At 69.7% G+C, this 22,542-nt stretch carries 19 protein-coding genes, 3 tRNA genes and 1 pseudogene; 19 read left to right on the forward strand and 4 right to left on the reverse strand.

The features are described from left to right. The 5 genes and pseudogenes from D473_RS0122795 to cimA all read left to right on the forward strand — a co-directional run. Positions 1-607 (forward strand): annotated as a pseudogene (locus tag D473_RS0122795) (hypothetical protein); the annotation flags it as partial. A 28-nt stretch (positions 608-635) separates the two neighbouring features. Beyond that, positions 636-1,118 carry a hypothetical protein gene (locus D473_RS0122800; protein ID WP_017611352.1) on the forward strand — a complete coding sequence of 161 codons (483 nt, stop codon included), beginning with the start codon at positions 636-638 and terminating at the stop codon, positions 1,116-1,118. Positions 1,119-1,769: 651 nt separating this feature from the next. Then, positions 1,770-2,828: a 3-isopropylmalate dehydrogenase gene (locus D473_RS0122810; RefSeq protein ID WP_017611354.1), complete on the forward strand. Its 1,059-nt coding sequence runs from the start codon at positions 1,770-1,772 to the stop codon at positions 2,826-2,828. A gap of 235 nt (positions 2,829-3,063) precedes the next feature. Further along, complete coding sequence (locus tag D473_RS0122815; protein WP_017611355.1) at positions 3,064-4,182, forward strand: branched-chain amino acid aminotransferase; 1,119 nt, start codon at positions 3,064-3,066, stop codon at positions 4,180-4,182. 314 nt (positions 4,183-4,496) lie between these two features. Next, positions 4,497-6,107 carry a citramalate synthase gene (cimA, locus tag D473_RS0122820; RefSeq protein WP_017611356.1) on the forward strand — a complete coding sequence of 537 codons (1,611 nt, stop codon included), beginning with the start codon at positions 4,497-4,499 and terminating at the stop codon, positions 6,105-6,107. A 558-nt stretch (positions 6,108-6,665) separates the two neighbouring features. Here cimA and D473_RS0122825 read toward each other — a convergent pair. Beyond that, on the reverse strand, positions 6,666-7,475 hold the full coding sequence (locus D473_RS0122825) for a DUF3152 domain-containing protein (RefSeq protein ID WP_017611357.1): 810 nt from the start codon (positions 7,473-7,475) through the stop codon (positions 6,666-6,668). A gap of 170 nt (positions 7,476-7,645) precedes the next feature. On the opposite strand from D473_RS0122825, the gene D473_RS0122830 reads away from it, so the two are divergent. The 6 genes from D473_RS0122830 (at position 7,646) to D473_RS0122855 (ending at position 11,653) form a co-directional block, all read left to right on the forward strand. Beyond that, complete coding sequence (locus tag D473_RS0122830; RefSeq protein ID WP_017611358.1) at positions 7,646-8,446, forward strand: fumarylacetoacetate hydrolase family protein; 801 nt, start codon at positions 7,646-7,648, stop codon at positions 8,444-8,446. Positions 8,447-8,616: 170 nt separating this feature from the next. Then, complete coding sequence (locus D473_RS0122835) at positions 8,617-9,615, forward strand: GDSL-type esterase/lipase family protein (RefSeq protein WP_017611359.1); 999 nt, start codon at positions 8,617-8,619, stop codon at positions 9,613-9,615. Positions 9,616-9,661: 46 nt separating this feature from the next. Beyond that, complete coding sequence (gene gltX / locus D473_RS0122840) at positions 9,662-11,122, forward strand: glutamate--tRNA ligase (RefSeq protein ID WP_083918067.1); 1,461 nt, start codon at positions 9,662-9,664, stop codon at positions 11,120-11,122. Between the two features lie 133 nt (positions 11,123-11,255). After that, positions 11,256-11,327 (forward strand) — tRNA-Gln (locus D473_RS0122845). A gap of 62 nt (positions 11,328-11,389) precedes the next feature. Next, a tRNA-Glu gene (locus tag D473_RS0122850) sits at positions 11,390-11,462 on the forward strand. Between the two features lie 115 nt (positions 11,463-11,577). Then, a tRNA-Glu gene (locus D473_RS0122855) sits at positions 11,578-11,653 on the forward strand. Positions 11,654-12,080: 427 nt separating this feature from the next. On the opposite strand, the gene D473_RS0122860 is transcribed toward D473_RS0122855, so the two are convergent. Further along, on the reverse strand, positions 12,081-12,767 hold the full coding sequence (locus D473_RS0122860; protein WP_017611361.1) for an IclR family transcriptional regulator: 687 nt from the start codon (positions 12,765-12,767) through the stop codon (positions 12,081-12,083). 157 nt (positions 12,768-12,924) lie between these two features. Between D473_RS0122860 and leuC the strand changes: the two genes are divergently transcribed. The 3 genes from leuC to D473_RS0122875 all read left to right on the forward strand — a co-directional run bounded on the left by leuC (position 12,925) and on the right by D473_RS0122875 (position 15,734). Then, a complete protein-coding gene (gene leuC / locus D473_RS0122865) occupies positions 12,925-14,328 on the forward strand; it encodes a 3-isopropylmalate dehydratase large subunit (RefSeq protein WP_017611362.1) in 1,404 nt (467 codons plus the stop codon). A gap of 91 nt (positions 14,329-14,419) precedes the next feature. After that, complete coding sequence (gene leuD, locus D473_RS0122870) at positions 14,420-15,007, forward strand: 3-isopropylmalate dehydratase small subunit (protein WP_017611363.1); 588 nt, start codon at positions 14,420-14,422, stop codon at positions 15,005-15,007. Positions 15,008-15,452: 445 nt separating this feature from the next. Then, positions 15,453-15,734 carry an HU family DNA-binding protein gene (locus tag D473_RS0122875; protein WP_017611364.1) on the forward strand — a complete coding sequence of 94 codons (282 nt, stop codon included), beginning with the start codon at positions 15,453-15,455 and terminating at the stop codon, positions 15,732-15,734. Here the strand turns inward: D473_RS0122875 and cofC are convergent. Then, on the reverse strand, positions 15,715-16,497 hold the full coding sequence (gene cofC / locus D473_RS25285) for a 2-phospho-L-lactate guanylyltransferase (RefSeq protein WP_017611365.1): 783 nt from the start codon (positions 16,495-16,497) through the stop codon (positions 15,715-15,717). The two genes, D473_RS0122875 and cofC, sit on opposite strands and share 20 nt — an antisense overlap. A gap of 240 nt (positions 16,498-16,737) precedes the next feature. On the opposite strand from cofC, the gene D473_RS0122885 reads away from it, so the two are divergent. The 5 genes from D473_RS0122885 to D473_RS0122905 all read left to right on the forward strand — a co-directional run bounded on the left by D473_RS0122885 (position 16,738) and on the right by D473_RS0122905 (position 21,732). After that, positions 16,738-17,556 carry a lysophospholipid acyltransferase family protein gene (locus D473_RS0122885; RefSeq protein ID WP_026127228.1) on the forward strand — a complete coding sequence of 273 codons (819 nt, stop codon included), beginning with the start codon at positions 16,738-16,740 and terminating at the stop codon, positions 17,554-17,556. Positions 17,557-17,562: 6 nt separating this feature from the next. Then, on the forward strand, positions 17,563-18,618 hold the full coding sequence (locus D473_RS0122890) for an NAD(P)H-dependent glycerol-3-phosphate dehydrogenase (protein WP_017611367.1): 1,056 nt from the start codon (positions 17,563-17,565) through the stop codon (positions 18,616-18,618). A gap of 33 nt (positions 18,619-18,651) precedes the next feature. Further along, entirely contained in the window at positions 18,652-19,866 is a 1,215-nt protein-coding gene (locus D473_RS0122895; protein WP_017611368.1) for a trans-sulfuration enzyme family protein, read from the forward strand. 52 nt (positions 19,867-19,918) lie between these two features. Beyond that, positions 19,919-21,040, forward strand: coding sequence for a D-alanine--D-alanine ligase family protein (locus D473_RS0122900; protein WP_017611369.1), 1,122 nt, complete (start codon positions 19,919-19,921; stop codon positions 21,038-21,040). A 146-nt stretch (positions 21,041-21,186) separates the two neighbouring features. Further along, positions 21,187-21,732 (forward strand): Uma2 family endonuclease, encoded by a 546-nt coding sequence (locus D473_RS0122905; RefSeq protein WP_241474856.1) that lies wholly within the window; start codon positions 21,187-21,189, stop codon positions 21,730-21,732. A gap of 3 nt (positions 21,733-21,735) precedes the next feature. On the opposite strand, the gene D473_RS0122910 is transcribed toward D473_RS0122905, so the two are convergent. After that, a complete protein-coding gene (locus tag D473_RS0122910) occupies positions 21,736-22,524 on the reverse strand; it encodes an EI24 domain-containing protein (RefSeq protein ID WP_033353887.1) in 789 nt (262 codons plus the stop codon). Positions 22,525-22,542 lie beyond the last annotated feature (18 nt).

Here is a 22,542-nt window from a genome sequence, read left to right on the forward strand (position 1 = left end):
CTTCCGTGCGAGCGTCGACGAGGTACGCACCACCGCGGACAGTCTGCTCAACAGCACCGATGCCGACCTGCTGCTCACCATCGTCGGCCCGTGGGACGCACGGGACCGTGCCACCGCCGGGACCGTCCGGCTGCTGCGCGAGCTCTACCGGTACGAACCGCGGGTGTGCCTCGCCGACCACACCCCCGAACCCGGGCCCGGTGTGCCCTTCCGCCTCTCGCTTCCGGCCGGCGTCGAGCTGGTCCCCGACGCGGTCCGCGCCCTGGCGGCCACCGCGGACGAGCGCGCGGCCGGGCTCCTGACCGTCCCGTGCGGCAAACGGGGTGAGCTGCGCTGGGAACGTACCGCCGCCCTCGCCCGCGCGCGCCTGACCGGGGCCGGGGCCGGGGGGACGGCCCCGCCGTGGACCGCGTGTGTGTCGGAACCGCACCTGGTGGTGGAGGAGGCGCCGCCCTGGCCCCGGGACGGGGACGAGCGCACCCGGCAGGCCCGCCGTGAGTCCAGGGCGCTGAAGGAGGACGCACAGCGCTGGGAACGCCGGATCCGTGCACTCACGCGCGGGCGCGCGGCACGGCTCGTCCTGGGGCGCGGATCCGGTCCTGACTGAAGGATCGGGAGAGGAACGAGGAGGACTCGTGCATTTCTTGCGAACACATTTTTCCCTGGCGTCGTCGGCGCTCTTCCTGACGGGCCTCGCCGCGGTGGCCGTGCCCGTGGTCCGCGGATCGATCGGACCGTGGCAGGCGGCGGAACTGTCCGTGTACGGACTCCTTCTGACGGCGCTCGTGTATCTGGCCCGGAACCTGGTTCGGCTGCGTCGGGAGGTGCGGAGCTCGCGCCTGCGCATCGACGGGCAGGGGCTGGAGTGCGGCGAGCTCGCCGCCGATGACCGTGCCGAGGTGGCTTCCCGCATGGACGATCTGATGGAACGCATGTCACGCGCGGCCGAGTCCCTTGCCGGGGCGTCCGGGCCCGGGAGCGAAGGCCTTCGGGAGGAGGTACCGACGCCGTGCAGGACGGTCGACGTGGAGCGGGTCGAAAGGGGGGCGATGGCGCCGGTCGGAGACCGCGGGACCGGCCCGGCCGCGCAGACGGAGACCGCGGGGGCAGCCCCGTGAGGTCGGAGGGTCCGGGCCGAACACGGACCCGCCGGGAATCGGGTTGCCCCTGCCCCGGCCTGCGTCTTCCGACCAATCGTCTCGCATGGTGAGATTTCCTGGTCATCTTCTGGTCACATAGTTGGGCCTCCGATAGTCTGTCGTCCCAGTAGGAGCCTGCGGCATCCGGTCTCGATCGCCCGGTGCCGCCGCCCGGCGCCCCACGTGCCTCGAACCGGAGGTCCGGGGCGACCCCGGCCGAACCCGCCGAGGTGCTGAGCTCCCCGTTCGCGGACAGTGTCGCCCGCGTTGCGCCGCGCCGCCCATGGACCGGGCTCCGCGGTCCTTCCAATACGCAACACCGGTCCCTTCGTGCGCACCGGTGCCCTCGCGATCCTGGAGACTGCCATGTACCAGACGGCCGATCACCCCGCCGACGACGAGCTGCAGCGCGCCTTGCAGGAGGCCATCGACCGCCGCGACTGAGTACGCCGTCGCATTCGACCCGCGCCCCGGCTCCCGGGGCGCGGGTCGTCGCGTCCGGGCCCGGTCTCCAGGCCGGATGCGGGGTCCGGGTACGGGAGCGTGGGTGAGGCGGTAGGGTTGTCTCATTCAGTGTTCTTCCGGATCTCATCAAATGAGATGGGGTCGAGTCCGAGTTAGGCAGTCCCTATGGCAGCGCGCACCGTGAAACTGGCCGTCGTCCCCGGTGACGGGATCGGACCCGAGGTCGTCGGCGAGGGCCTCAAGGTGCTCGACACCGTCGCGGCCCAGCACGACCTGGCGTTCGAGACCACCGAGTACGAACTCGGCGCCGAGCTGTGGCACCGCACCGGTGAGACCCTGCCCGAGTCGGTCGAGTCCGAGCTCGCCCAGCAGGAGGCCATCTACCTCGGTGCGGTCGGCGACCCCTCCGTCCCCAGCGGTGTCCTGGAGCGCGGGCTGCTGCTCAAGCTCCGCTTCGACTTCGACCACTACATCAACCTGCGCCCCGTGCGCCTGTTCCCCGGCGTGAGCACCCCGCTGGCGGGCGTGGCCCCCGAGGACATCGACATGCTCGTGGTGCGCGAGGGAACCGAGGGCCCCTACGCGGGCGCCGGCGGAGTGCTGCGCAAGGGCACCCCCAACGAGATCGCCACCCAGGACAGCGTCAACACCCGCTTGGGCGTGGAGCGCCTCATCCGTTACGCCTTCGCCAAGGCGGCCGAGCGCCCCCGCCGGAAGCTGACCCTGGTGCACAAGGACAACGTCCTCACCTTCGCCGGCGACCTCTACAAGCGCGTACTCGAGGAGGTCGCCACCGAGTACCCGCAGGTGTCCGTGGACTACTGCCACGTCGACGCCGCATCGATGTTCTTCGTCAACCAGCCCGGCCGCTTCGACGTGGTCGTCACCGACAACCTCTTCGGCGACATCATCACCGACATCGGCGCCGCCATTACCGGGGGCATCGGCCTCGCCGCGAGCGGGAACGTCAACCCCGAGCGCACCTTCCCCAGCATGTTCGAGCCCGTGCACGGCTCCGCCCCCGACATCGCCGGCCAGGGCAAGGCCGACCCCACCGCCACCGTGCTCTCGGCCGCCACCATGCTGGAGCACCTGGGCGTTCCCGAGGCCGCCCGCAAGATCGAGAACGCCGTTGCCGCCGACCTCAAGACCCGCGGTGAACAGGAGCGTTCCACCTCCCGTATCGGCGACGACCTCGCCGCACGAGTAGCCGAGCAGCACTAGGCAACCACACGACTCGCCCGGCCCCCACCCAGGGCGCGGCCCGGCGGCACCACACGGCCACCGACGTGGAAGTCGACAGGCGCGCCCGAGAGCGAGCGCGCCTGTCGATGCTTTGTATGTCCCTGAACCGGTCGTCGCGCGAAACATCGACTCTGGCACCGGGTGCGCTCATCCGACAGACTAGATCTCAGGCCGGTAGCGCTGCCGGCCCGATGCACCCGAGAGGACCTACGACATGAACAACGACACCACCACAAGCGGGTTGACGTTCGACATCCAGCTCTCCGCCGACCGGAAGACCCCGGAGGAGCGGGCCCAGCTGCTGGAGAATCCCGGGTTCGGCCAGGTGTTCACCGACCACATGGTCACCATCCGCTACACCGAGGGCCAGGGCTGGCACGACGCGAAACTCGAGCCGTACGGGCCCCTCACCCTCGATCCGGCCACCGCCGCCCTCCACTACGCCCAGGAGATCTTCGAAGGCCTCAAGGCCTACCGCCACCCCGACGGCAGCCTCTCCTCCTTCCGTCCCGAGGCCAACGCCGCCCGATTCAACCGCAGCGCCGAGCGCATGGCCATGCCCGCGCTGCCCGAGGACCTGTTCACCAAGTCCATCGAGGTGCTGCTGGAGCACGACGGCGACTGGGTCCCCGACAAGGAGTACTTCAGCCTCTACCTGCGCCCGTTCATGATCGCGACAGACGTCGGGCTCGGGGTCAACAACCCCTCACGCAGCTACCTGTTCCTGCTGATCGCCTCGCCGGTCGGCTCCTACTTCACGGGTGGGGTCCAGCCCGTCACCGTCTGGCTGTCCAAGGACTTCACCCGTGCCGCCCCCGGCGGAACCGGTGCGGCCAAGTTCGCCGGCAACTACGCAGCGAGTTTCCTCGCCCAGTCGCAGGCGGTCGAGAAGGGCTGCGACCAGGTCGTCTGGCTCGACGCCCGCGAGCACCGCTGGGTCGAGGAGATGGGCGGCATGAACCTGTGGTTCGTCTTCGGGTCGGGTGAGAACGCGAAACTGCGCACCCCGCCGCTCACCGGAACGCTCCTGCCCGGCATCACCCGCGACTCCCTCCTCACGCTCGCCCCCGACCTGGGGCTGCCCGTGGAGGAGGAACCGCTGTCCATCGACGAGTGGCGCCGCGCCGCCGAATCCGGCGAGATGACCGAGGTCTTCGCGTGCGGGACCGCCGCGGTCGTCACCCCGGTCGGTTTCGTCAAGAGCGACGAGGGCGAGTTCGCCATCGGCGACGGTGAGCCCGGACCGGTCACCATGCGCCTGCGCGAGGAGCTGGTCGGCCTGCAGACCGGCAAGCGCCCCGACGAGCACGGGTGGATCACCCGCTTCCAGTGAACCGGTGGGACGGGGCGGCCTGCGCGGGCCGCCCCTACCGCACCGGGACGCAGCGCCGCCCCGCCGCCACCCGGAACGGCTGGACCCGGGTGGTTCGTGTTTCACCAGGTGAGACACCTGCCTCCGGTGGGTCGGCACCCCGAAAGCATGTGGCACACTGAAAACATGCCGTCTCAGGTTCTCATTATCGTGAGGCGCGCCGGCTGACGATTCGGACCCCGCCGGCGCGCTGACCTCTCGTGTCCACGAGGGGTCTTTTTTGTTGGCGAGGGTGGTCGGCCACACCACAGCATCCACCTTCGGGAGAACCACCCATGAGGGACGACAGTTTCCACGTCTTCGACACCACGCTGCGCGACGGTGCCCAGCGCGAGGGCATCAACCTCCGTGTCTCGGACAAGCTGGCCATCGCGAAGCTGCTCGACGACTTCGGGATCGCCTTCATCGAGGGAGGGTGGCCGGGGGCCAACCCCAAGGACACCGAGTTCTTCCAGCGCGCCCAACAGGAGCTGACGCTGAAGCACGCCCAGCTCACCGCGTTCGGCGCGACCCGCCGGGCCGGTGTCCGGGCAGCCGACGACCCCCAGGTGACCGCCCTGCGTGACAGCGGCGCCCCGGTCGTCACCCTCGTCGCCAAGAGCGACAGCCGACACGTCGAGCGCGCCCTGCGCACGACCTCCGACGAGAACCTCGCCATGATCGCCGACACCGTCGAGCACCTGCGCGAGCACGGACAGCGGGTCTTCGTCGACTGCGAGCACTTCTTCGACGGTTACCACCACGACCCCGGCCACGCACTCGACGTCGTCCGCACCGCCACCGACGCCGGGGCCGACGTCGTCGTCCTGTGCGACACCAACGGCGGCATGCTGCCCACCGACATCACCCGCGTCGTCTCCGAAGTCGCGGAAGCCACCGGTGCCCGGTTGGGCATCCACGCCCAGGACGACACCGGCTGCGCGGTCGCCAACACCCTCGCCGCCGTCGACGCGGGCGCCACCCACGTGCAGTGCACCGCCAACGGCTACGGCGAGCGTGTGGGCAACGCCAACCTCTTCTCCGTGGTCGGCGCCCTCGCCCTCAAACAGGAACGCGACGTGCTGCCCGAGGGCTGCCTGGAGGAGATGACCCGCGTCGCCAACGCGATCGCCGACCTGGTCAACCTGGCCCCCGACACCCACCAGCCCTACGTGGGGGTCTCCGCCTTCGCGCACAAGGCCGGGTTGCACGCCTCCGCGATCAAGGTCGACCCGGACCTGTACCAGCACACCGAGCCCGAGCTGGTCGGCAACCGCATGCGCATGCTCGTCTCCGACATGGCCGGGCGCGCCTCCATCGAGCTCAAGGCCCAGGAACTGGGGCTGGACCTGTCCGACGACCGCGCGCTCTCCGGCCGGGTCGTCGAGCGGGTCAAGGAGCTGGAACTGTCCGGATACAGCTTCGAGGCCGCCGACGCCTCCCTGGAGCTGCTCATGCTCGAGGAGATGGGCCGCCCCGTGAGCTACTTCGAGACCGAGTCCTGGCGCGTCATCACCGAACGCCGCCCCTCCTCGGGTGCGGGGCTGCCGGACAGCGCCGACGAGAGCTTGACCGAGGCGACCGTGAAGCTCTCCGTCAAGGGCGAGCGCATCATCGCCACCGCCGAGGGCAACGGTCCCGTCAACGCCCTGGACCGCGCCCTGCGCAACTCCATGGAGAACGTCTTCACCGCGCTGGCCGGCCTGGAACTGACCGACTACAAGGTCCGCATCCTCGAAGGCACCTCGGGCACCAACGCCATCACCCGTATCCTCATCACCTTCAGTGACGGGGTGGGGGAGTGGACGACCGTGGGCGCGGGCCCCAACGTCGTCGACGCCTCCTGGGTGGCACTGGAGCAGGCCGTCACCTACGGTCTCCTGCGCCAGGGGTATCCCCAGATCTGAACCCTCCGGCCGGAACCGGCCCGGTGCGCGGTGGTGTGGTCCGGTGTGCGGTGGCTCCGTGCGCCGGGCCGGTCACGCCATCTGGGTCCATGCGCGTGTGGGTCATGCGCCCGTGCAGGTCGAGTTCTGGCGCGGCACGGACGGTGCCGGGGGCGGGGGGCTCATGGACCGGTTGAGGGGGGTGGTGTTCGTCGGAGCGTCGAGCTCAGTCCGGCCGGGCTGAAATCCCGGCCCCGGCGAACCACCACCCCCGGTACCACGAGAAACCCCGACTGCCGATCCCCACGTGCCCGAACCCGTTCCAGGAAACCAAACCATCCGCCCGTATTCCAGAAAACCAGCCCTGAACAACACCCCAGGTCCAAGACGGGCGAGGAGACCTCGAGGTGGCCCGAACCGCCTCAGGGAGGAAGTTGCGCATGTGGATCCCGCTTCTGTCGGCCTGCGCTTCCCGAGCCTGTGCTGCGCTTTCCGGTCCTGCCATGCGTTTTCCAGGCCTGTCATACGCTTCCCGGGCCAGCAGCAATCGCACACGGCCGCACGGATGGGGGATCGGGGTCACTCGCCGGGGTCGACCCACCCACTGGGTTCGCACCCCTGCAGGCCGAGGGTCTGCTGCTGCATGACCGGGGCGAGCTCGCCCTCCCCGGGGCAGTCCACGTGGCCGTGGCCGAAGGTGTGCCCCACCTCGTGGTTGATGAGGTAGATGCGGTAGGTCTCCAGGTCGCCGTCGAAGTGGTCGACGCCGGCCACCCACCGGTTCTGGTTGATGATGGCCCGGTCCCCCTGGGCGCAGGAGACGTAGCCGTTGGTGCTCAGCGGGGCGCACAGGTCGTCGACGGTGTCGGGGGCCGCCAGCAGCACACGGACGTCGGCGTCGTCGGTGTCGCCGACGCGTTGCAGGGAACGTTCGCCGTCCTCCCCCCAGCTGCGGGGGTCGCCGAGAATCACCTCGACCGCTTCGGCGAAGTCCTCGTCCGCACCGGGCAGACCCTGCTCCATCTCGACGGCGAAGGTGGTCAGCGGGCCGTCGCCCATGACCTCGCTCTCTCCGGGGAGCGTCTCGATGTCGCCGTCGGCGGTGTCGACCTCTTCCTCGATGGAGCGCAGGAGCGGGTTCTCCTCGTCCTCCTCCGGCGCCGTCGTCGACGAGCCCTGCTCATCGGGCTCGGCTTCGTGCCGTCGATCGTCTTCGGGGACACCGTCGCTCGCGGGCGAGCTGGAGGAGTCCGCCATCGGGGGATCGTCGGAGTCCTCCGGAACGCTGACCATCAGCACGATGGCGGCCCCGGAGACGATGCACAGGCCGAGAGCGATCCCCGTGGGACAGCGGCGTCGGCGGCGGTGCCTGGGGCGCTTGGTGGGCACGTGCGTGGGCCTCTCGACGTAGGACGACGGGTCCCAGCATGCCAGAGGTACGCCCGAATCACGGTCAGGACGCACTGCCCGCGGACCAGGACGGAACCGGGTGCCCTCGCGTTCGGCCCCCCTCGCCCGGATACCCTGCAACAGCAAGCGATCAACTGGGGAGGCAACGGGTGCGCATCGCACGCTTCGCGTCTGGGGACGACGTCGGTTTCGGCCTGGTGGAGGCCGATTCGGACACGGGGGAGGACTACGTCTCCCGTCTGAGCGGTCACCCCTTGCTGGGTGAGGTCAAATTGGCGGGGGAACGCGCCAAGCTCGCCGACGTCCGGCTGTTGTCGCCGGTGCTGCCCACCAAGGTGGTCTGCGTCGGCAAGAACTACACCGACCACGTCGAAGAGATGAAGAACGTCACTGGGGAGTCCACCGACGAGCCGGTCGTCTTCCTCAAACCTTCCACCGCCGTGACGGGTCCGCAGGACCCCATTTTCCATCCCTCGGTCTCCGAGCAGGTCGACTACGAGGGCGAACTCGCCATCGTCATCGCCCGCCCGTGCCGCGAGGTGCCCAGAGAGCGGGTCAAGGACGTCGTCTTCGGTTACACCGTCGCCAACGACGTCACCGCCCGCGACCTGCAGAAGAAGGACAAGCAGTGGACTCGTGCCAAGGGGTTCGATTCCTTCTGCCCGCTGGGCCCGTGGATCACCACGGGGCTGAGCATCGAGGAGGCCCAGGACCTCGCCCTGACCACCACGGTCGACGGCGAGGTCAAGCAGGAGGGGCGCACCTCGCAGCTCATCCACGACATCCCGGAGATCGTCTCCCACGTGTCGTCCTTCATGACCCTGCTGCCCGGCGATGTGGTGCTCACCGGTACCCCCGCCGGCGTGGGTCCGGTCCGTGAGGGGCAGGAGGTCTCGGTCTCGATCGAGGGTCTGGGAGCCATCGACAACCGTGTGGTCTCCCGCGACTGACGCACGGGGGCGGGGCGGTCCGTCGCGGCCGCCCCGTACCTCCGGCCTTCCGCGGCCCCCGCCGCACGGGACCTCCTCCGACCGGTGTACGTCCACCCGAGGGCAACCGAGAAAGGAGACGGGTGCCGTCCCCCACGCCTTGCACACGAGGCGGGCACCCACCCACACAGATGAGCGGATTCCAGCGCCGCCCCGGTCCTTTCCTGGTCGGTGGAGCCATCGCCCTGGTTCTGCTGATCGTCGGCGCCGTCGGTTACTGGGCGACGACCAGCGCCGACACCGGCGCCCCCCAGAACGAAACGGAGGAACGCCCCGTGCGCGAACCCAGGCGGATCATGCTCTCCGGCGACTCCATGACCCAGGGCGCCGACGGCGACCGCACCTGGCGTTACCACCTGTGGAACCATTTGTCCCCGCACGTGGACGGTCTCGAGTTCGTGGGCCCCTACAGCGATCCCGCGTCCTCGGACATGATCCTGCCGGTGCCCACCACCGAGGGGGAGGACCCCGCCACCCCCGCGCCCGGATCCACCGGGGCCCCCTCGCCCACCGACGGCGCGGGCTCCGAGGAGGAAGCCCCGTCCCCCGAGGAGGAAACCGGCGGCCCCCGCCGGCCCGGCAGTGCCCTTCCCGGCGAGGCCGAGTACGAGGATCCCGACTTCGACCAGGAGCACAACGCCCTGTGGGGCCGCACCCTGCGCGAGGCCTCTGTTTCCATCGGGGAGGAGGTAGGCACCCACCGGCCGGACGTGCTGTGCGCCATGCTCGGCGTCAACGACCTGTTGTGGCCGGTCTCCATGGAGGAGATGGAGCAGAACCTGCGCGGATACGTCGAGGCCGCGCGTTCGGGCAACCCGAACCTGCGGGTGGTGCTGGCGGAGGTGGTGCCGATCGCGCTCGCCGACTCCGACGAGGGCTTCGCTTTGCGTGTGTACGCCTACAACGAGCTCGTGCGGGAGGTGGCCCAGGACATGTCCACCCAGGCCTCACCCGTCATCAGCCTCGACGTGGCCAACAAGGAGAAGTGGGAGGCCGCTGCCGACACCTACGACGGCACCCACCCCAACGCCGACGGCGAGCTCAAGATCGCCGCGGCCTTCGCCGATGTCCTCTCCCGCGGTTACGAGATCGGGCCGGGCTATCCGCGCCCGCTGCCGATCTCCCCCTGACACGGGACACCCCAGGTGACCGGGGACCGCGGATACCCTGGGGCCCGTGACTGAGACTTCGATTCGTACCCGCTTCGCTCCGTCCCCCACGGGCATGTTCCACGTCGGTGGAGCCCGGTCCGCGCTCTTCAACTGGGCCCTTGCCCAGCAGAGTCCCGAAGGCCGGATGGTGCTGCGTGTGGAGGACACCGACGCCGCCCGCAACAAACCCGAATGGACCGACGGCATCGTGCGTGCCATGTCCTGGTTGGGCATCAGCGCCGAGGACCCGGCCTTCGAGGGCCCCTACTTCCAGTCCGAGTACGCCGGCAAACACCGTGAGACCGCCCAGGAACTCCACACCAAGGGGCGCGCATACTACTGCGACTGCACCCGTGAGCAGGTCCAGGAGCGGCGCGACAACCCGAACCTGGGCTACGACGGTTTCTGCCGCGACCGCGGCCTGGAACCGGGCCCGGGCCGGGCGCTGCGGTTCCGTGTGCCGGACGAGGGGCCCACCGTCGTCGACGACCGCATCCGCGGCCGGGTGGAGTTCGACCACGCCTCCATCGAGGACTTCGTGATCGCACGTGCCGACGGCAGCCCGCTGTTCGTGCTCGCCAACGTCGTCGACGACGTCGAGATGCGCATCACGCACGTCATCCGCGGTGAGGAGCACCTGTCCAACGCACCCAAGCAGCAGCTGCTGTGGGAGGCGCTGGGGTTGCAGCCGCCGGTGTGGGCGCATCTGCCCGTCATCGTCAACGAGCAGCGCAAGAAGCTGTCCAAGCGCCGGGACAAGGTCGCCCTGGAGTCCTACCAGGAGGAGGGTTTCCTCCCGGAGGCGATGGTCAACTACCTCATGCTGCTGGGCTGGGCGCCCGGTGACGACCGCGAGATCATGCCGTGGCCGGAGATGGTGCCGCTCTTCGACATCGCCGACGTCAACAGCTCCAGCGCCTTCTTCGACGAGAAGAAGCTGCGCGCGTTCAACGGCGACTACATCCGCTCCCTGGAGACCGCCGACTTCATCGAGCGCTGCGAGCCGTGGCTGGGGGCGACCGGTGAGGAGGCCCCCTGGCCCGCCGAGAACTTCGACCGGGAGGTCTTCGCCCGGGTGGCCCCGCTCGCGCAGAGCCGTGTGGCCGTGCTCTCGGAGATCGTGCCCAACGTCGACTTCCTCTTCCTCGACGAGCCCGAGATGGAGGACAAGAGCTGGAAGAAGGCGATGAAGCCCGGTATCGGTACGCCGATGCTCGAGGCCGCTCTGGAGCGTTTCTCCGACGAGTCGCTGTCCTGGGACACCGACACCCTCAAGGCAGCGACGGAGGAGGCCGGCGCGGGGCTGGACCTGAAGCTCGGCAAGGCGCAGGCGCCCGTGCGGGTGGCCGTGACGGGACGGACCGTGGGCCTGCCGCTGTTCGAGTCCCTGGAGCTCCTGGGCCGCGAGCGCACCGTCGCGCGTGTGGCCGCGGCTCTGGCGAAAGCGCGTGCTGAGGAGGCCGAGGAGGGCCCCTCCGGGAACTGATCGGTACGGGGTGGCCGGGACCACAACCGGCCTCCCCGGCTTCAGTTCGCGAGCACTCCGAAAGTCCGCTAGAGTTGAGGACGTCGCCGAGGGGGACAGGGAAGCGGAGAGCGGACCGGCCCTTCGAAAGCACTGGGGTATGGTGTAATCGGCAGCACGAGTGATTCTGGTTCACTTAGTCTAGGTTCGAGTCCTGGTACCCCAGCAAGTTCCGTCGCACGGACGAGTCCGAGTGATGTGAACGAGGAGCTCACGGCTCCATATGACGCCCCCGTCGTCTAGTGGCCCAGGACGCCGCCCTCTCAAGGCGGTAACGGCGGTTCGAATCCGCTCGGGGGTACAAAGCAAGGGTGGCTCTCACGGCGTGAGAGCTTTCTTGCTCCGTCGGCGCATGGCGCCGATGTCCGGTTCGGCCGGGTATGACGGCTTCTTGGTCGTCACACGGTGAACTCAGGGCCCCCGTCGTCTAGTGGCCCAGGACGCCGCCCTCTCAAGGCGGTAACGGCGGTTCGAATCCGCTCGGGGGTACCAACGCAGGCTCCGTCCATCGGACGGGGCCTTTTTTGTGTCTGCGGTCGGCCGCGTGCCCCGCCGGGCCGGTCCACTCGAGCCGGCCCGATCCGCACCGGCGATCAGATGTGCCGACCCCTCCCGCGCGGTGAGACCGGACGAGCAATGGCGGGAAGTGTTGATCGGCGTCGCAGGTGTGTCTCCTGGGGCGTGCTTCGTGCGTTCTGTCCGAGAGAAAGAAGGGCGTTGCACAATAGGCGCGATAAAATGAAAAAAAGGAACGAACCTTCGCGTTCGGATTTCCCTGGAGGCCTCCGGGGGTTGAATGCAGTTCCGCTGTCACGGAGTGTCACCGGAGGCCCTGGCGAAGGGCCCTCGACACGGCGCCGGGGCGGCCCCGCGTCGAGGCCGCCCCGGCGATGGCGGAGATGGGTTCAGGTGGCGGTGATCAGTGTGCGCCCTCGTAGCTGTGCAGCGACTCGCTGATCTTCTCCGCGGCCGACATCACGGCCTGCGAGTGCATGCGGCCGGGGGAGCGGGTCAGGCGTTCGATGGGACCCGAGACCGACACGGCGGCGATCACCCGGCCGCCGGGGCCGGACACGGGGGCCGAGACCGATGCCACGCCCTGCTCGCGTTCGGCGACGCTCTGGGACCACCGTCGCCGGCGTACCTGGGCCAGGCTCGCGGCGGTGAAGCGCGCGCCCACCAGAGAGCGGCGGATCCGGTCGGAGTCCTCCCATGCCAGCAGCACCTGGGCGGCCGACCCGGCGTTCATGGGCAGCTCACTGCCCACGGGCACGGTGTCGCGCAGGCCGCTGCTGCGTTCGGAGGCGGAGACGCACACGCGCAGATCGCCCTGGCGGCGGTAGAGCTGGGCGCTCTCCCCGGTCAGGTCGCGCAGCTGGACCAGGACGGGGGCGGCGACCGCGAGCAGGCGGTCCTCGCCGGTGGCGATGGAGAGCTCGCCCAGGCGCGGGCCCAGGACAAATCGCCCTTGGCTGTCGCGTGTGACCATGCGGTGGCGCTCCAGTGCCACGGCCAGGCGGTGGGCGGTCGGGCGGGCCAGGCCGGTGATCTGTACCAGCTGGGCCAGGGATGCGGGCCCCGACTCCAGTGCGTCGAGGACGGACATCGTCTTGTCCAGGACACCGACGCCGCTGGATGAGCTAGAGTTGTCCATGGCTTGATATTGCCGTCTCGGAATATGAAACGCAAGTCAGGCCTCCAGTACTCGAGGTGGCCCCGACAGGAGCAGCCGCGAAACCGATCCGCGAGAGAGGCGACCGACCATGGCACGCACGATGGCCGAGAAGGTCTGGGAGGAGCACGTCGTCCGACGTGCCGACGGTGAGCCCGACCTGCTCTACATCGACCTCCACCTCGTGCACGAGGTGACCAGCCCGCAGGCCTTCGAGGGGCTGCGTCTGGCCGGCCGCTCCGTGCGCCGTCCCGACCTCACCATCGCCACCGAGGACCACAACGTCCCCACGCAGAACCTCCTCGCGCCCATCGCCGATCCGGTCTCGCGCAAGCAGGTCGAGACACTGCGCAAGAATTGCTCGGACTTCGGCGTGCGTCTGCACCCCATGGGCGACATCGACCAGGGCGTCGTGCACGTGGTCGGTCCCCAGCTCGGTCTCACCCAGCCCGGGATGACCGTGGTCTGCGGCGACAGCCACACCAGCACCCACGGGGCCTTCGGCGCGCTGGCCTTCGGTATCGGCACCAGCCAGGTCGAGCACGTGCTGGCCACCCAGACCCTGCCCATGGAACCTTTCAAGACCATGGCCGTGACCGTGGACGGGCAGCTCGGTCCGGGGGTGACCGCCAAGGACATCATCCTCGCCGTCATCGCCCGTATCGGCACCGGCGGCGGCCAGGGGTATGTCATCGAGTACCGCGGCGAGGCCATCGAGTCGCTGTCGATGGAAGCCCGGATGACCGTGTGCAACATGTCCATCGAGGCCGGTGCCCGCGCGGGCATGATCGCGCCCGATCGGACCACCTTCGACTACATCCGGGGCCGTTCGCACGCCCCGCAGGGCGCCGACTTCGACGAGGCCGTCGAGTACTGGAAGAGCCTGACCACCGACGAGGGGGCCGAGTTCGACACCGAGGTCGTCCTGCACGCGGACGAGATCAGCCCCTTCGTCACCTGGGGCACCAATCCGGGGCAGGGCGTGCCGCTGGACGCCTCCGTACCCGACCCGGCCTCCTACGAGGACCCCTCCGCGCGTGCCGCCGCCGAGAAGGCCCTGAACTACATGGACCTGAAGGCCGGAACGCCCATGCGCGAGGTGGCCGTGGACACCGTCTTCCTCGGTTCCTGCACCAACGGCCGCATCGAGGACCTGCGCGCGGCCGCGGAGATCGTGCGCGGGCACAAGGTCGCCGACGGCGTGCGCATGCTCGTCGTGCCCGGCTCGATGCGGGTCAAGGAGCAGGCCAACGAGGAGGGCCTGGGGGCCGTCTTCGAGGAGGCCGGGGCCGAGTGGCGCGAGGCCGGCTGTTCCATGTGTCTGGGGATGAACCCCGACCAGCTCGCCCCCGGTGAGCGCAGCGCATCGACCTCCAACCGCAACTTCGAGGGCCGCCAGGGCCGGGGCGGGCGCACCCACCTGGTCTCGCCCCTGGTCGCCGCCGCCACCGCGGTGCGCGGGACGTTGTCCTCGCCCTCCGACCTGGCCGAGTAGACCGAAGAACGCGCCTTTCGGGCCTTCCTCGCCTCGGGCCGAAGCGAGGGCCGCCGAGCGCAGGCCCCAGAACCGACAGGAGACCATCGACATGGACAAGTTCGACGTCCACACCGGTCGGGCGATGCCGCTGCGCGCGAGCAACGTCGACACGGACCAGATCATCCCCGCCGTCTACCTCAAGCGCGTCAGCCGCACCGGGTTCGAGGACGGCCTGTTCGCGGAGTGGCGCAAGGAGGACGACTTCGTCCTCAACCGCCCCGAGTACGAGGGGTCCACCGTTCTGATCGCGGGCCCCGACTTCGGCACCGGCTCCTCTCGGGAGCACGCCGTGTGGGCCCTGCAGGACTACGGCTTCCGGGTCGTGCTCTCACCCCGCTTCGCCGACATCTTCCGCGGGAACTCCCTCAAGGGCGGCCTGCTGACCGTGCTGCTACCGCAGGAGGTCATCGACCACCTGTGGAGGACCGTGGAGGAGGACCCGGCCACCGAGATCACCGTCGACCTGGTCGAGCGCGAGGTGCGGGCCCCCGGCGTGCACGAGTCCTTCGAACTGGACGACTACACGCGTTGGCGCCTGTTGGAGGGCCTGGACGACATCGCCCTGACCCTGCGCCACACCGACGAGATCGCCGAGTTCGAGGCCGGGCGCAAGTCCTGGGCGCCGGTCACCCTCTGACCCGTCCGAAGGTCCGCGGGGCGTTGCCGGAGTACTGCTCCGGCGGCGCCCCGTCGTCGCTCCGGCAGTGGTCACACATGGTGAGGAAACNGTCGGGTGCTGGATCACCTCCTGATGCGGGGATCGTGCGCTCTGTGAGCCACGGCACGCCGCTCCTCAAAAGATTTTACCTTTACTTGGGGTGAGTAACCGGTCACCACTTCAAAGTCCTCGGGTTCGCACTCCCGGGAGCCCGGAATCCGGTTATACGTAGGCATTTGAGGTCCCCAGAAGGGCATAAAAGGGGGTCCTCCGGTGAGGGCACCGGGTGCGTTCCACTGTCAACAGGGAGTGACCGTGCAGGTCGGGAAGGCCTCGACACGCCTTCTCCCGGGGCGTTTGTATTTGTGTAAAGGCCTCTGCTTCCCCTAATTTCGTGCGAGCAAGGGGGAACCGGAGGAACCTTATGAACAAGCGTGACCTGATCGACGCGATCTCCGATCGTCTCGGAGACAAGAAGACCGCGACCGAAGCGGTCAACGCTGTGCTCGAGACCATTCAGACCACCGTGGCCTCTGGCGACAAGGTCGCCATCACCGGCTTCGGTGTTTTCGAGAAGTCCGAGCGCGCTGCACGTACGGCGCGGAACCCCGCCACCGGCGCCACGATCGACGTTCCGGCCAGCTTCGTGCCGAAGTTCCGTGCCGGTGCCGATTTCAAGGCTCTGGTCAACGGGGACAAGAAGTAGTCTCTCCGCTCAACGGCGAAGGACTACCACCGCCCGGGTCACCCCACGAGGGGACCCGGGCGCAGTTGTGTCCGGGCTTGTGCGCACCCGGCCGGAGGTGACCCTCCATCCCCTCCAGCAGCCGCTCCGTACGCGGGCCCACGCCCAACTCACGGGCGGACCGCAGGTCCTGAGGGGTGTCGACGTCCCTGCGCACCGATCCCACCCCGGCCACCAGCAGTTCCCGTGCCCCTGAACGCAGGTGGCGGGCGCGGGAGGCCCCCTCGAACGCCGGGCGCAGACGCGAGCCCGCCGTCGCCGCCAACAGTGTCGTGCCCACCCCGGGGGAGTCGGCCAGGAACGAACGCCCGTACCGCTGAGCCGCCTCCAGGGCCGCCGCGAGCTCGGTGGGCCGCAGCGCCGGCAGGTCGGCGGAGAGCGCACACAGGCCCGCCCCCGCCGTCAGGGGCCCTGCGGCCGCTTCTCCGTGCTCCAGCGCCGGGTTGAGGCCGGTCCCGGGCTCGCCGGCGACCACGTACGCCCCCAGGCTCTCCAGGGCCGCCCCCGCACGGGGGTCGCCGGTGACCGCGAGCACACGTTCCACGGCCGCGCACTCCAGTGCCGCGGCCACCGTGTCGCAGGCGATCGCCAGTGCCAGCTCGGCCCGGCAGGGGCCTGCGGCACGGGCCAGGCGCGACTTCGCACGGGCGAGATGCTTGACTGGGACGATCAGGGACCAGCGCGCCCCGCGCGTCTGTTCGCCTCGTTCTCCATGGCCGGTCACGGTCTCCCCCGGGGGTCGGCGACGACGGTGGACACGAGGGTAGGCGGTCGGGGCCGGCGCGGCGCGGGGGCCCTGGGTGTGTCGGTGGGTGTGCTCCTCGCGCACGTGCTCGGACCGGTGCTGCGAGTGTGCAGCTCGGGACGGTTCGCGACGGGAGGCGTCCACCGAACACGCCCTAGAATGCGTAGGTTGTGCTTGCGGCCCGACCAGGGTCGGGATCGATGGATCAAGAGGAGTCCCGTGGCCAAGAATCGAGAATCAGCCTGGGTGAAGTGGGTCGTGTCTCGGATCGTCCGGGCGACCCTGTGGCTGGTCTACAAGCCCGACTGGAAGGGCGCCGAGAACGTCCCCGAACAGCGCGGGGCGATCATCGCGACCAATCATCTGTCCGTGCTCGACCCGCTCACGGTCGCGCACTTCCTCTACATCGGTGCCCGCCGCTGGCCCACCTTCACCATGAAGGACTCGGTCATGAAGATCCCCGTGGTGCGTTCGGTCGCCAGGGCCACCGGCCAGATCCCCATCAAGCGCGGCACCACCGACGCCGTCAAGGCGCTGGAGGAGGCGGAGAAGGCCCTCACCCGCGACGACTCGTCGGTCATCTTCTATCCCGAGGGCACCTGCACCCGCGACCCGAACCTGTGGCCCATGACCGCCAAGACCGGCGTGGCACGCATCGCCCTGTCGACCGGGGTCCCGGTCGTGCCCGTCGCGCACTGGGGCGAGCAGCAGCTGCTGCCCTACGGCCAGAAGAAGCCCCGCCTGCTGCCCCCGCGCAAGCGTGTGTACTTCAAGGCCGGGCCGCCCGTGGACCTGGACCATCTCCGCGAGCGGCCTCTGACCGCTACGGTCCTGCAGGAGGCCACCGACGCGATCATGGCCGACATCACCGCCCTGCAGGCCGACATCCGCGGTGAGGAGCCCCCCGCCGAACCCTTCGACATGAAGAAGGCGCGCAAGGCCGAACGCAAGGCCGAACGCGAGGCCGCCGAGCGCGCGGAGAACGGGCAGGACACCGGGGGCGGTACCCCCCAGGGCAAGAACGACGCGGAGGCCTAGGAAGCCATGGAACCCGACAACGTGCGGATCGCGGTCCTGGGAGCAGGCTCCTGGGGGACGGTGTTCGCCAACGTCATCGCCGACGCTGCCGACCTGGCGCGCGAGGAGGACCCCGCAAGGCCGTCCGTCGACGTCGTGCTGTGGGGGCGCCGCTCCTCCGTCGTGGACGCGGTCAACGACAAGCACGAGAACCCGGACTACTTCCCCGGGCTCGCGCTCAACCCCCGCTTGCGCGCCACCACCGACGCCTCCGGGGCCGTCGCCGGTGCCGACGTGGTGGTCCTGGCCGTGCCCTCGCAGTCGTTGCGCGACAACCTCGCCGCGTGGAAGCCGCACCTGCGGGAGGACACGGTCGTGGTCAGCCTCATGAAGGGGGTCGAGCTCGGCACGCGCATGCGGGTCAGCGAGATCATCTCCGAGGTCCTGGAGTGCTCCTCCGAACGGGTCGCCGTGGTGTCGGGCCCCAACCTGGCCCGCGAGATCGCCGAGCGCCAGCCCGCGACGGCCGTGGTCGCCTGTCCGCACGAGGTGACCGCGGTCCGGCTGCAGAAGCTGTTCAAGTCCACCTACTTCCGCCCCTACACCAGCACCGACCTGGTGGGCGTGGAGGTCGGTGGCGCCATGAAGAACGTCATCGCGCTGGCCGTGGGCGTGGCCGAGGGCATGGGTTTCAAGGACAACACCAAGGCCTCGCTCATCACCCGCGGCCTGGCCGAGACCACCCGCCTGGCGGTGGCGCTGGGCGCCGACGAGCACACGCTGTCCGGCCTGGCCGGCATGGGGGACCTCGTGGCGACGTGTTCCTCCCCTCTCTCGCGCAATCGGACCTTCGGTGAGAAACTGGGCACCGGTATGACCCTCGACGAGGTCGTCGCACAGACGAAACAGACCGCGGAAGGGGTCAAGTCCTCCGAGTCCGTCCTCGGGCTCGGATGGGCCCACGGGGTCGACATGCCGATCACCGAGTCCGTCGTCAAGATGATGCACCACGACCTGAGCCCGGCCGAAGCGCTGGTCGGCTTCATGTCCCGAAGCACCAAACCGGAACGCTACGGGGTCTGAGGCCGGGCTCACGCAGGCCTGAGAGCGAGCACCATGCCACACACACCAGGGACCGGCCGCGCCGGGGAGAACACCCGTGCGCTGTCCCTTCCGGAGGCCCCCGTCCCCGCCGAACGCCCGCTGCGGATGCCCGTGTACCGGGCCACCACGTACGCGTTCGACACCTCCCAGGAGTTCGCGGACGTGATGTCGGGGGCCCAGGGCGGGTACTCCTACGCCCGCATCGACAGCCCCACCGTGGACGCCTTCGCGTCGGCGGTCGCGGCCCTGGAGGGCGCCGGCCTCGGCGAACCGGTGCACGGCCAGTCCTTCTCCTCCGGGATGGGCGCCCTCAGCACCGTTCTCATGGCGCTCACCGAGGCCGGTGCCCACGTCGTCGCCGCGCGTTCCATCTATGGCAACACCTACTCGCTCCTGGACGGGCTGCTGCGCCGATTCGGGGTCAGCACCGACTTCGTCGACGCCACCGACCCGGACGCCGTCCGCGCCGCCGTGCGCCCCGAGACGCGTGTGGTCTTCACCGAGACGCTGTCCAACCCCACGATGACCGTCTCCGACCTGCCCGTGCTCGCGCAGATCGCGCACGAGGCCGGGGCCTCGCTCGTGGTCGACTCCACCTTCGCCTCCCCGGCGATCTGCCGTCCCATGGAGTTCGGCGCCGACGTCGTCGTGCACTCGGCCACCAAGTACATCGGCGGCCACAGCGACACCACCGGCGGTGTCGCTGTGGCCGGACCCGCCCTCATCGACCGCGTCCGCGCCGCCCGCGTGGACCTGGGCCCCTGCCTGGCCCCGGACGAGGCCTACATGCTCCACCGCGGTCTGGAGACCCTGCCGCTGCGTGTGGCACGCCAGAGCGAGTCCGCCGCGGCCTTCGCCGCCGCCCTCGAGGACCACCCCGCCGTCGAGCGCGTCGACCACCCGTCGCTGCCCTCCCACCCCCAGCACGCGCTCGCCGGCAAGCTCTTCGACCACGGGCGCTGCGGCGGTGTCGTCACCGTCCACCCCGAGGGCGGCCGGGACGCCGGCATGGCCTTCGCCGACCGGCTGCGGCTCAGCACCATCGCGCCCTCCCTCGGCGGGACCCACACCCTCGCCGGGCACGTGGCCACCACCACCCACCGCACCATGAACGAGACGGAGCTGGGAGCCGCGGGCATCTCCCCGGGCGCGGTACGCTTCTCCATCGGCCTGGAGGAACCACAGGACCTCGTCGAGGACGCGCTCCAGGCGCTCGACAACGGGTAGACCCCGTTCGCAGGTCTTTTCCATCCACAGCCGAGACACGAGGGCAGGAAGTATGTCGTCCGAGCAGCGCAAGACCAGGGTCGCCGTCGTCTTCGGCGGTCGCAGTTCCGAACACCAGATCTCCTGTGTCACCGCGGGCAGCGTGATGTCCGTCATCGACCGGGACCGGTACGAGGTCGTCCCCGTCGGCATCACCCCCGACGGCAACTGGGTGCTCACTTCCGGAGACCCCGACGAACTGCGCATCGACGCCGACACCAAGACGCTGCCCAGCGTCGCCGAGGGCACCGGCCTCGCGCTGCCCTTCGACACTGCCGGCCAGCTCATGGTCGTCGAGCCCGGGCAGGTGCCCGAGCGTCTGGCCGGGGTCGACGTCGTCCTGCCGCTGCTGCACGGGCCCTTCGGCGAGGACGGCACCGTGCAGGGGCTGTTCGAGATGATGGGCGTGCGCTACGCCGGCGCGGGGGTCTTCTCCAGCGCCGCCGCCATGGACAAGGTCTTCATGAAGTCCATGCTCCTCGGCAACGGCATCCCCACCATCGAGTACGTCTCCGTCACCGGCAGACAGTGGGAGCAGGAACGCAAGCGCGTCCTGGACGACATCGCCGCGCTCGGCGGAGCGGCCTTCGTCAAACCCGCCCGCGCCGGCAGCAGCGTCGGCATCACCCGGGTCCCCGACTCCTCCGACACCGAGGCCGTCGTCGCCGCCGTCGACGCCGCACGCGAGCACGACCCGAAGGTGCTCGTGGAAGCCGAGGTCAGCGGACGCGAGATCGAGTGCGGTGTGCTGGAGGCCGAGGACGGCGGTGTGCCCGACGTGTCCCAACCCGCCGAGATCCACGTCGCCGACGGTTTCGACTTCTACGACTTCGAGGCCAAGTACCTCTCGACCAGCAGCCTCACCATCCCGGCGGAGATCCCCGAGGAGGCCGTCGGCCGCCTGCGTGCCATGGCCGCGGACGTCTTCGAGGCGATGGGTTGCGAGGGGCTGGCCCGCGTCGACTTCTTCTACACCGAGGACGGGCGGGTGCTCGTCAACGAGCTCAACACGATGCCTGGCTTCACGCCTTCCTCGGCCTTCCCGCAGATGTGGGCGGCCGGCGGGACGGACTACACCGCTCTCGTGGAGCGCATGATCAGCACGGCGCTGCGCCGCTCGCCCGGCCTGCGCTGAGGGCCGGTCCGGGAGCGGCCCGGGCCTCCCTGACCTGTGGAAAACGCTTCGCGGTGGCTCCCGAACCGCTACCGTCGAGGTGTTCCGAACACCGCAGGGGGTACAGCATGGTGTGTGCTACTGACACGCAGATGGTGGAGACGGTGATGGATCTGCCGACGCTCGCCGACAACCTCCCACTCCCGGATGGTTACCGCACGGAGATCATCGACGGGAGTCTTGTCGTGTCACCTACGCCGTCCTACCGACACGCCCGCATCATCCGGCTCTGCGAGCGCATGCTGGAGCGTGATGGTCCTGAGGGCCTCGAAGCTCTCCAGTGGGTGACCGTGGAGATCTCGCAGGACGGCGACAGGTTCGTCCCCGACCTTGCCGTGTTTCCCACGGCCGTGGTCGACGGTGAAGGCTGGGAGGGCCCCGACTGGCTCCGGGCAGCGGAGGACCTCGAACTCGCCGTCGAGGTCGTCTCGCCCAGCAGCGCCCTGCACGACTGGAAGGCCAAGACCAAGGGATACGCCCGCGCCGGTGTGCCGTTCTACCTGGTGATCGACCCGCGCAAGAGCGAGATCGCGCTGTTCTCCGAGCCCGAGAGCGGCACGTACCAGACGGTCGAGCGGGCCGTGCCCGGTGCCTCCGTGCACCTGGGAGCGCCGTTCGACCTCGACATCGAGGCCGCGGCGCTCCTGCAGTAGGGCTCAGGCCTCCCCGTTCGCCGGCTGTGTCTCCGGCGGCGCGGCCGGGAGCAGGTCCCGGGACAGCACGGTCGCTCCCGCCGTCGCGGCCGGGAACACGACCACTGCCAGGAACGGCATCGCCAGCAGGAAGTACGTCGGGACCGCGAACCCCAGCACGCGCAGCCGCCGGGTGGCCATGTACCGGCGGCGGTCGCTGATCCGCAGGAGCCCGCGCCGGTCGAAGGCGTTGGCGACCAGCTCGATCCCGAGCAGCCACCCGCCCGCGAGGGCCGCGAGGACCGGTCCGAGGATCCAGCCCGCGAACGGCACCAGGCCGATGAGGAAGACGACCAGGGTCACGGCCAGGGAGACGAGCACGATCGCCACGGACTGGCGGATCGCACGCACGGCCGCGGCGACCAGCGACTCGTCCGGTTCCTCGGGTGCGCCGCCGAGCTCCTCCTCCACGAGTTCGGCGATCTTGTCGTAGACGGGAGCGCCCACCGCCAGGGTCACCGTGGTGAACGAGACCACGAACACCAGGAACGCGCCCACCAGGGCCGCCACGGAGATGCCGCCGCGCGCCAGGCCCCGCCACGGGCTCTCCCAGTCCGACGCGAACGGGGTCGCCCATCCCACGAGCTCCTCGATGTTGAAGGCCAGGGCCACGAAGAGCCCGAGGAAGACCAGCCACACGAACACCGCGGGCAGGGCCCCCAGGACGAACAGCCGGGGCTTCTGCAACAGAAGGCCCACGCCGCGCAGCAGGTATCCGAAACCACCGAAGATCTCACGCACAGGATTGCTCACGGGCGTACCCTAGCGGCT

The sequence above is a fragment of the Nocardiopsis xinjiangensis YIM 90004 genome, from assembly GCF_000341145.1.
GTDB lineage: Bacteria > Actinomycetota > Actinomycetes > Streptosporangiales > Streptosporangiaceae > Nocardiopsis > Nocardiopsis xinjiangensis.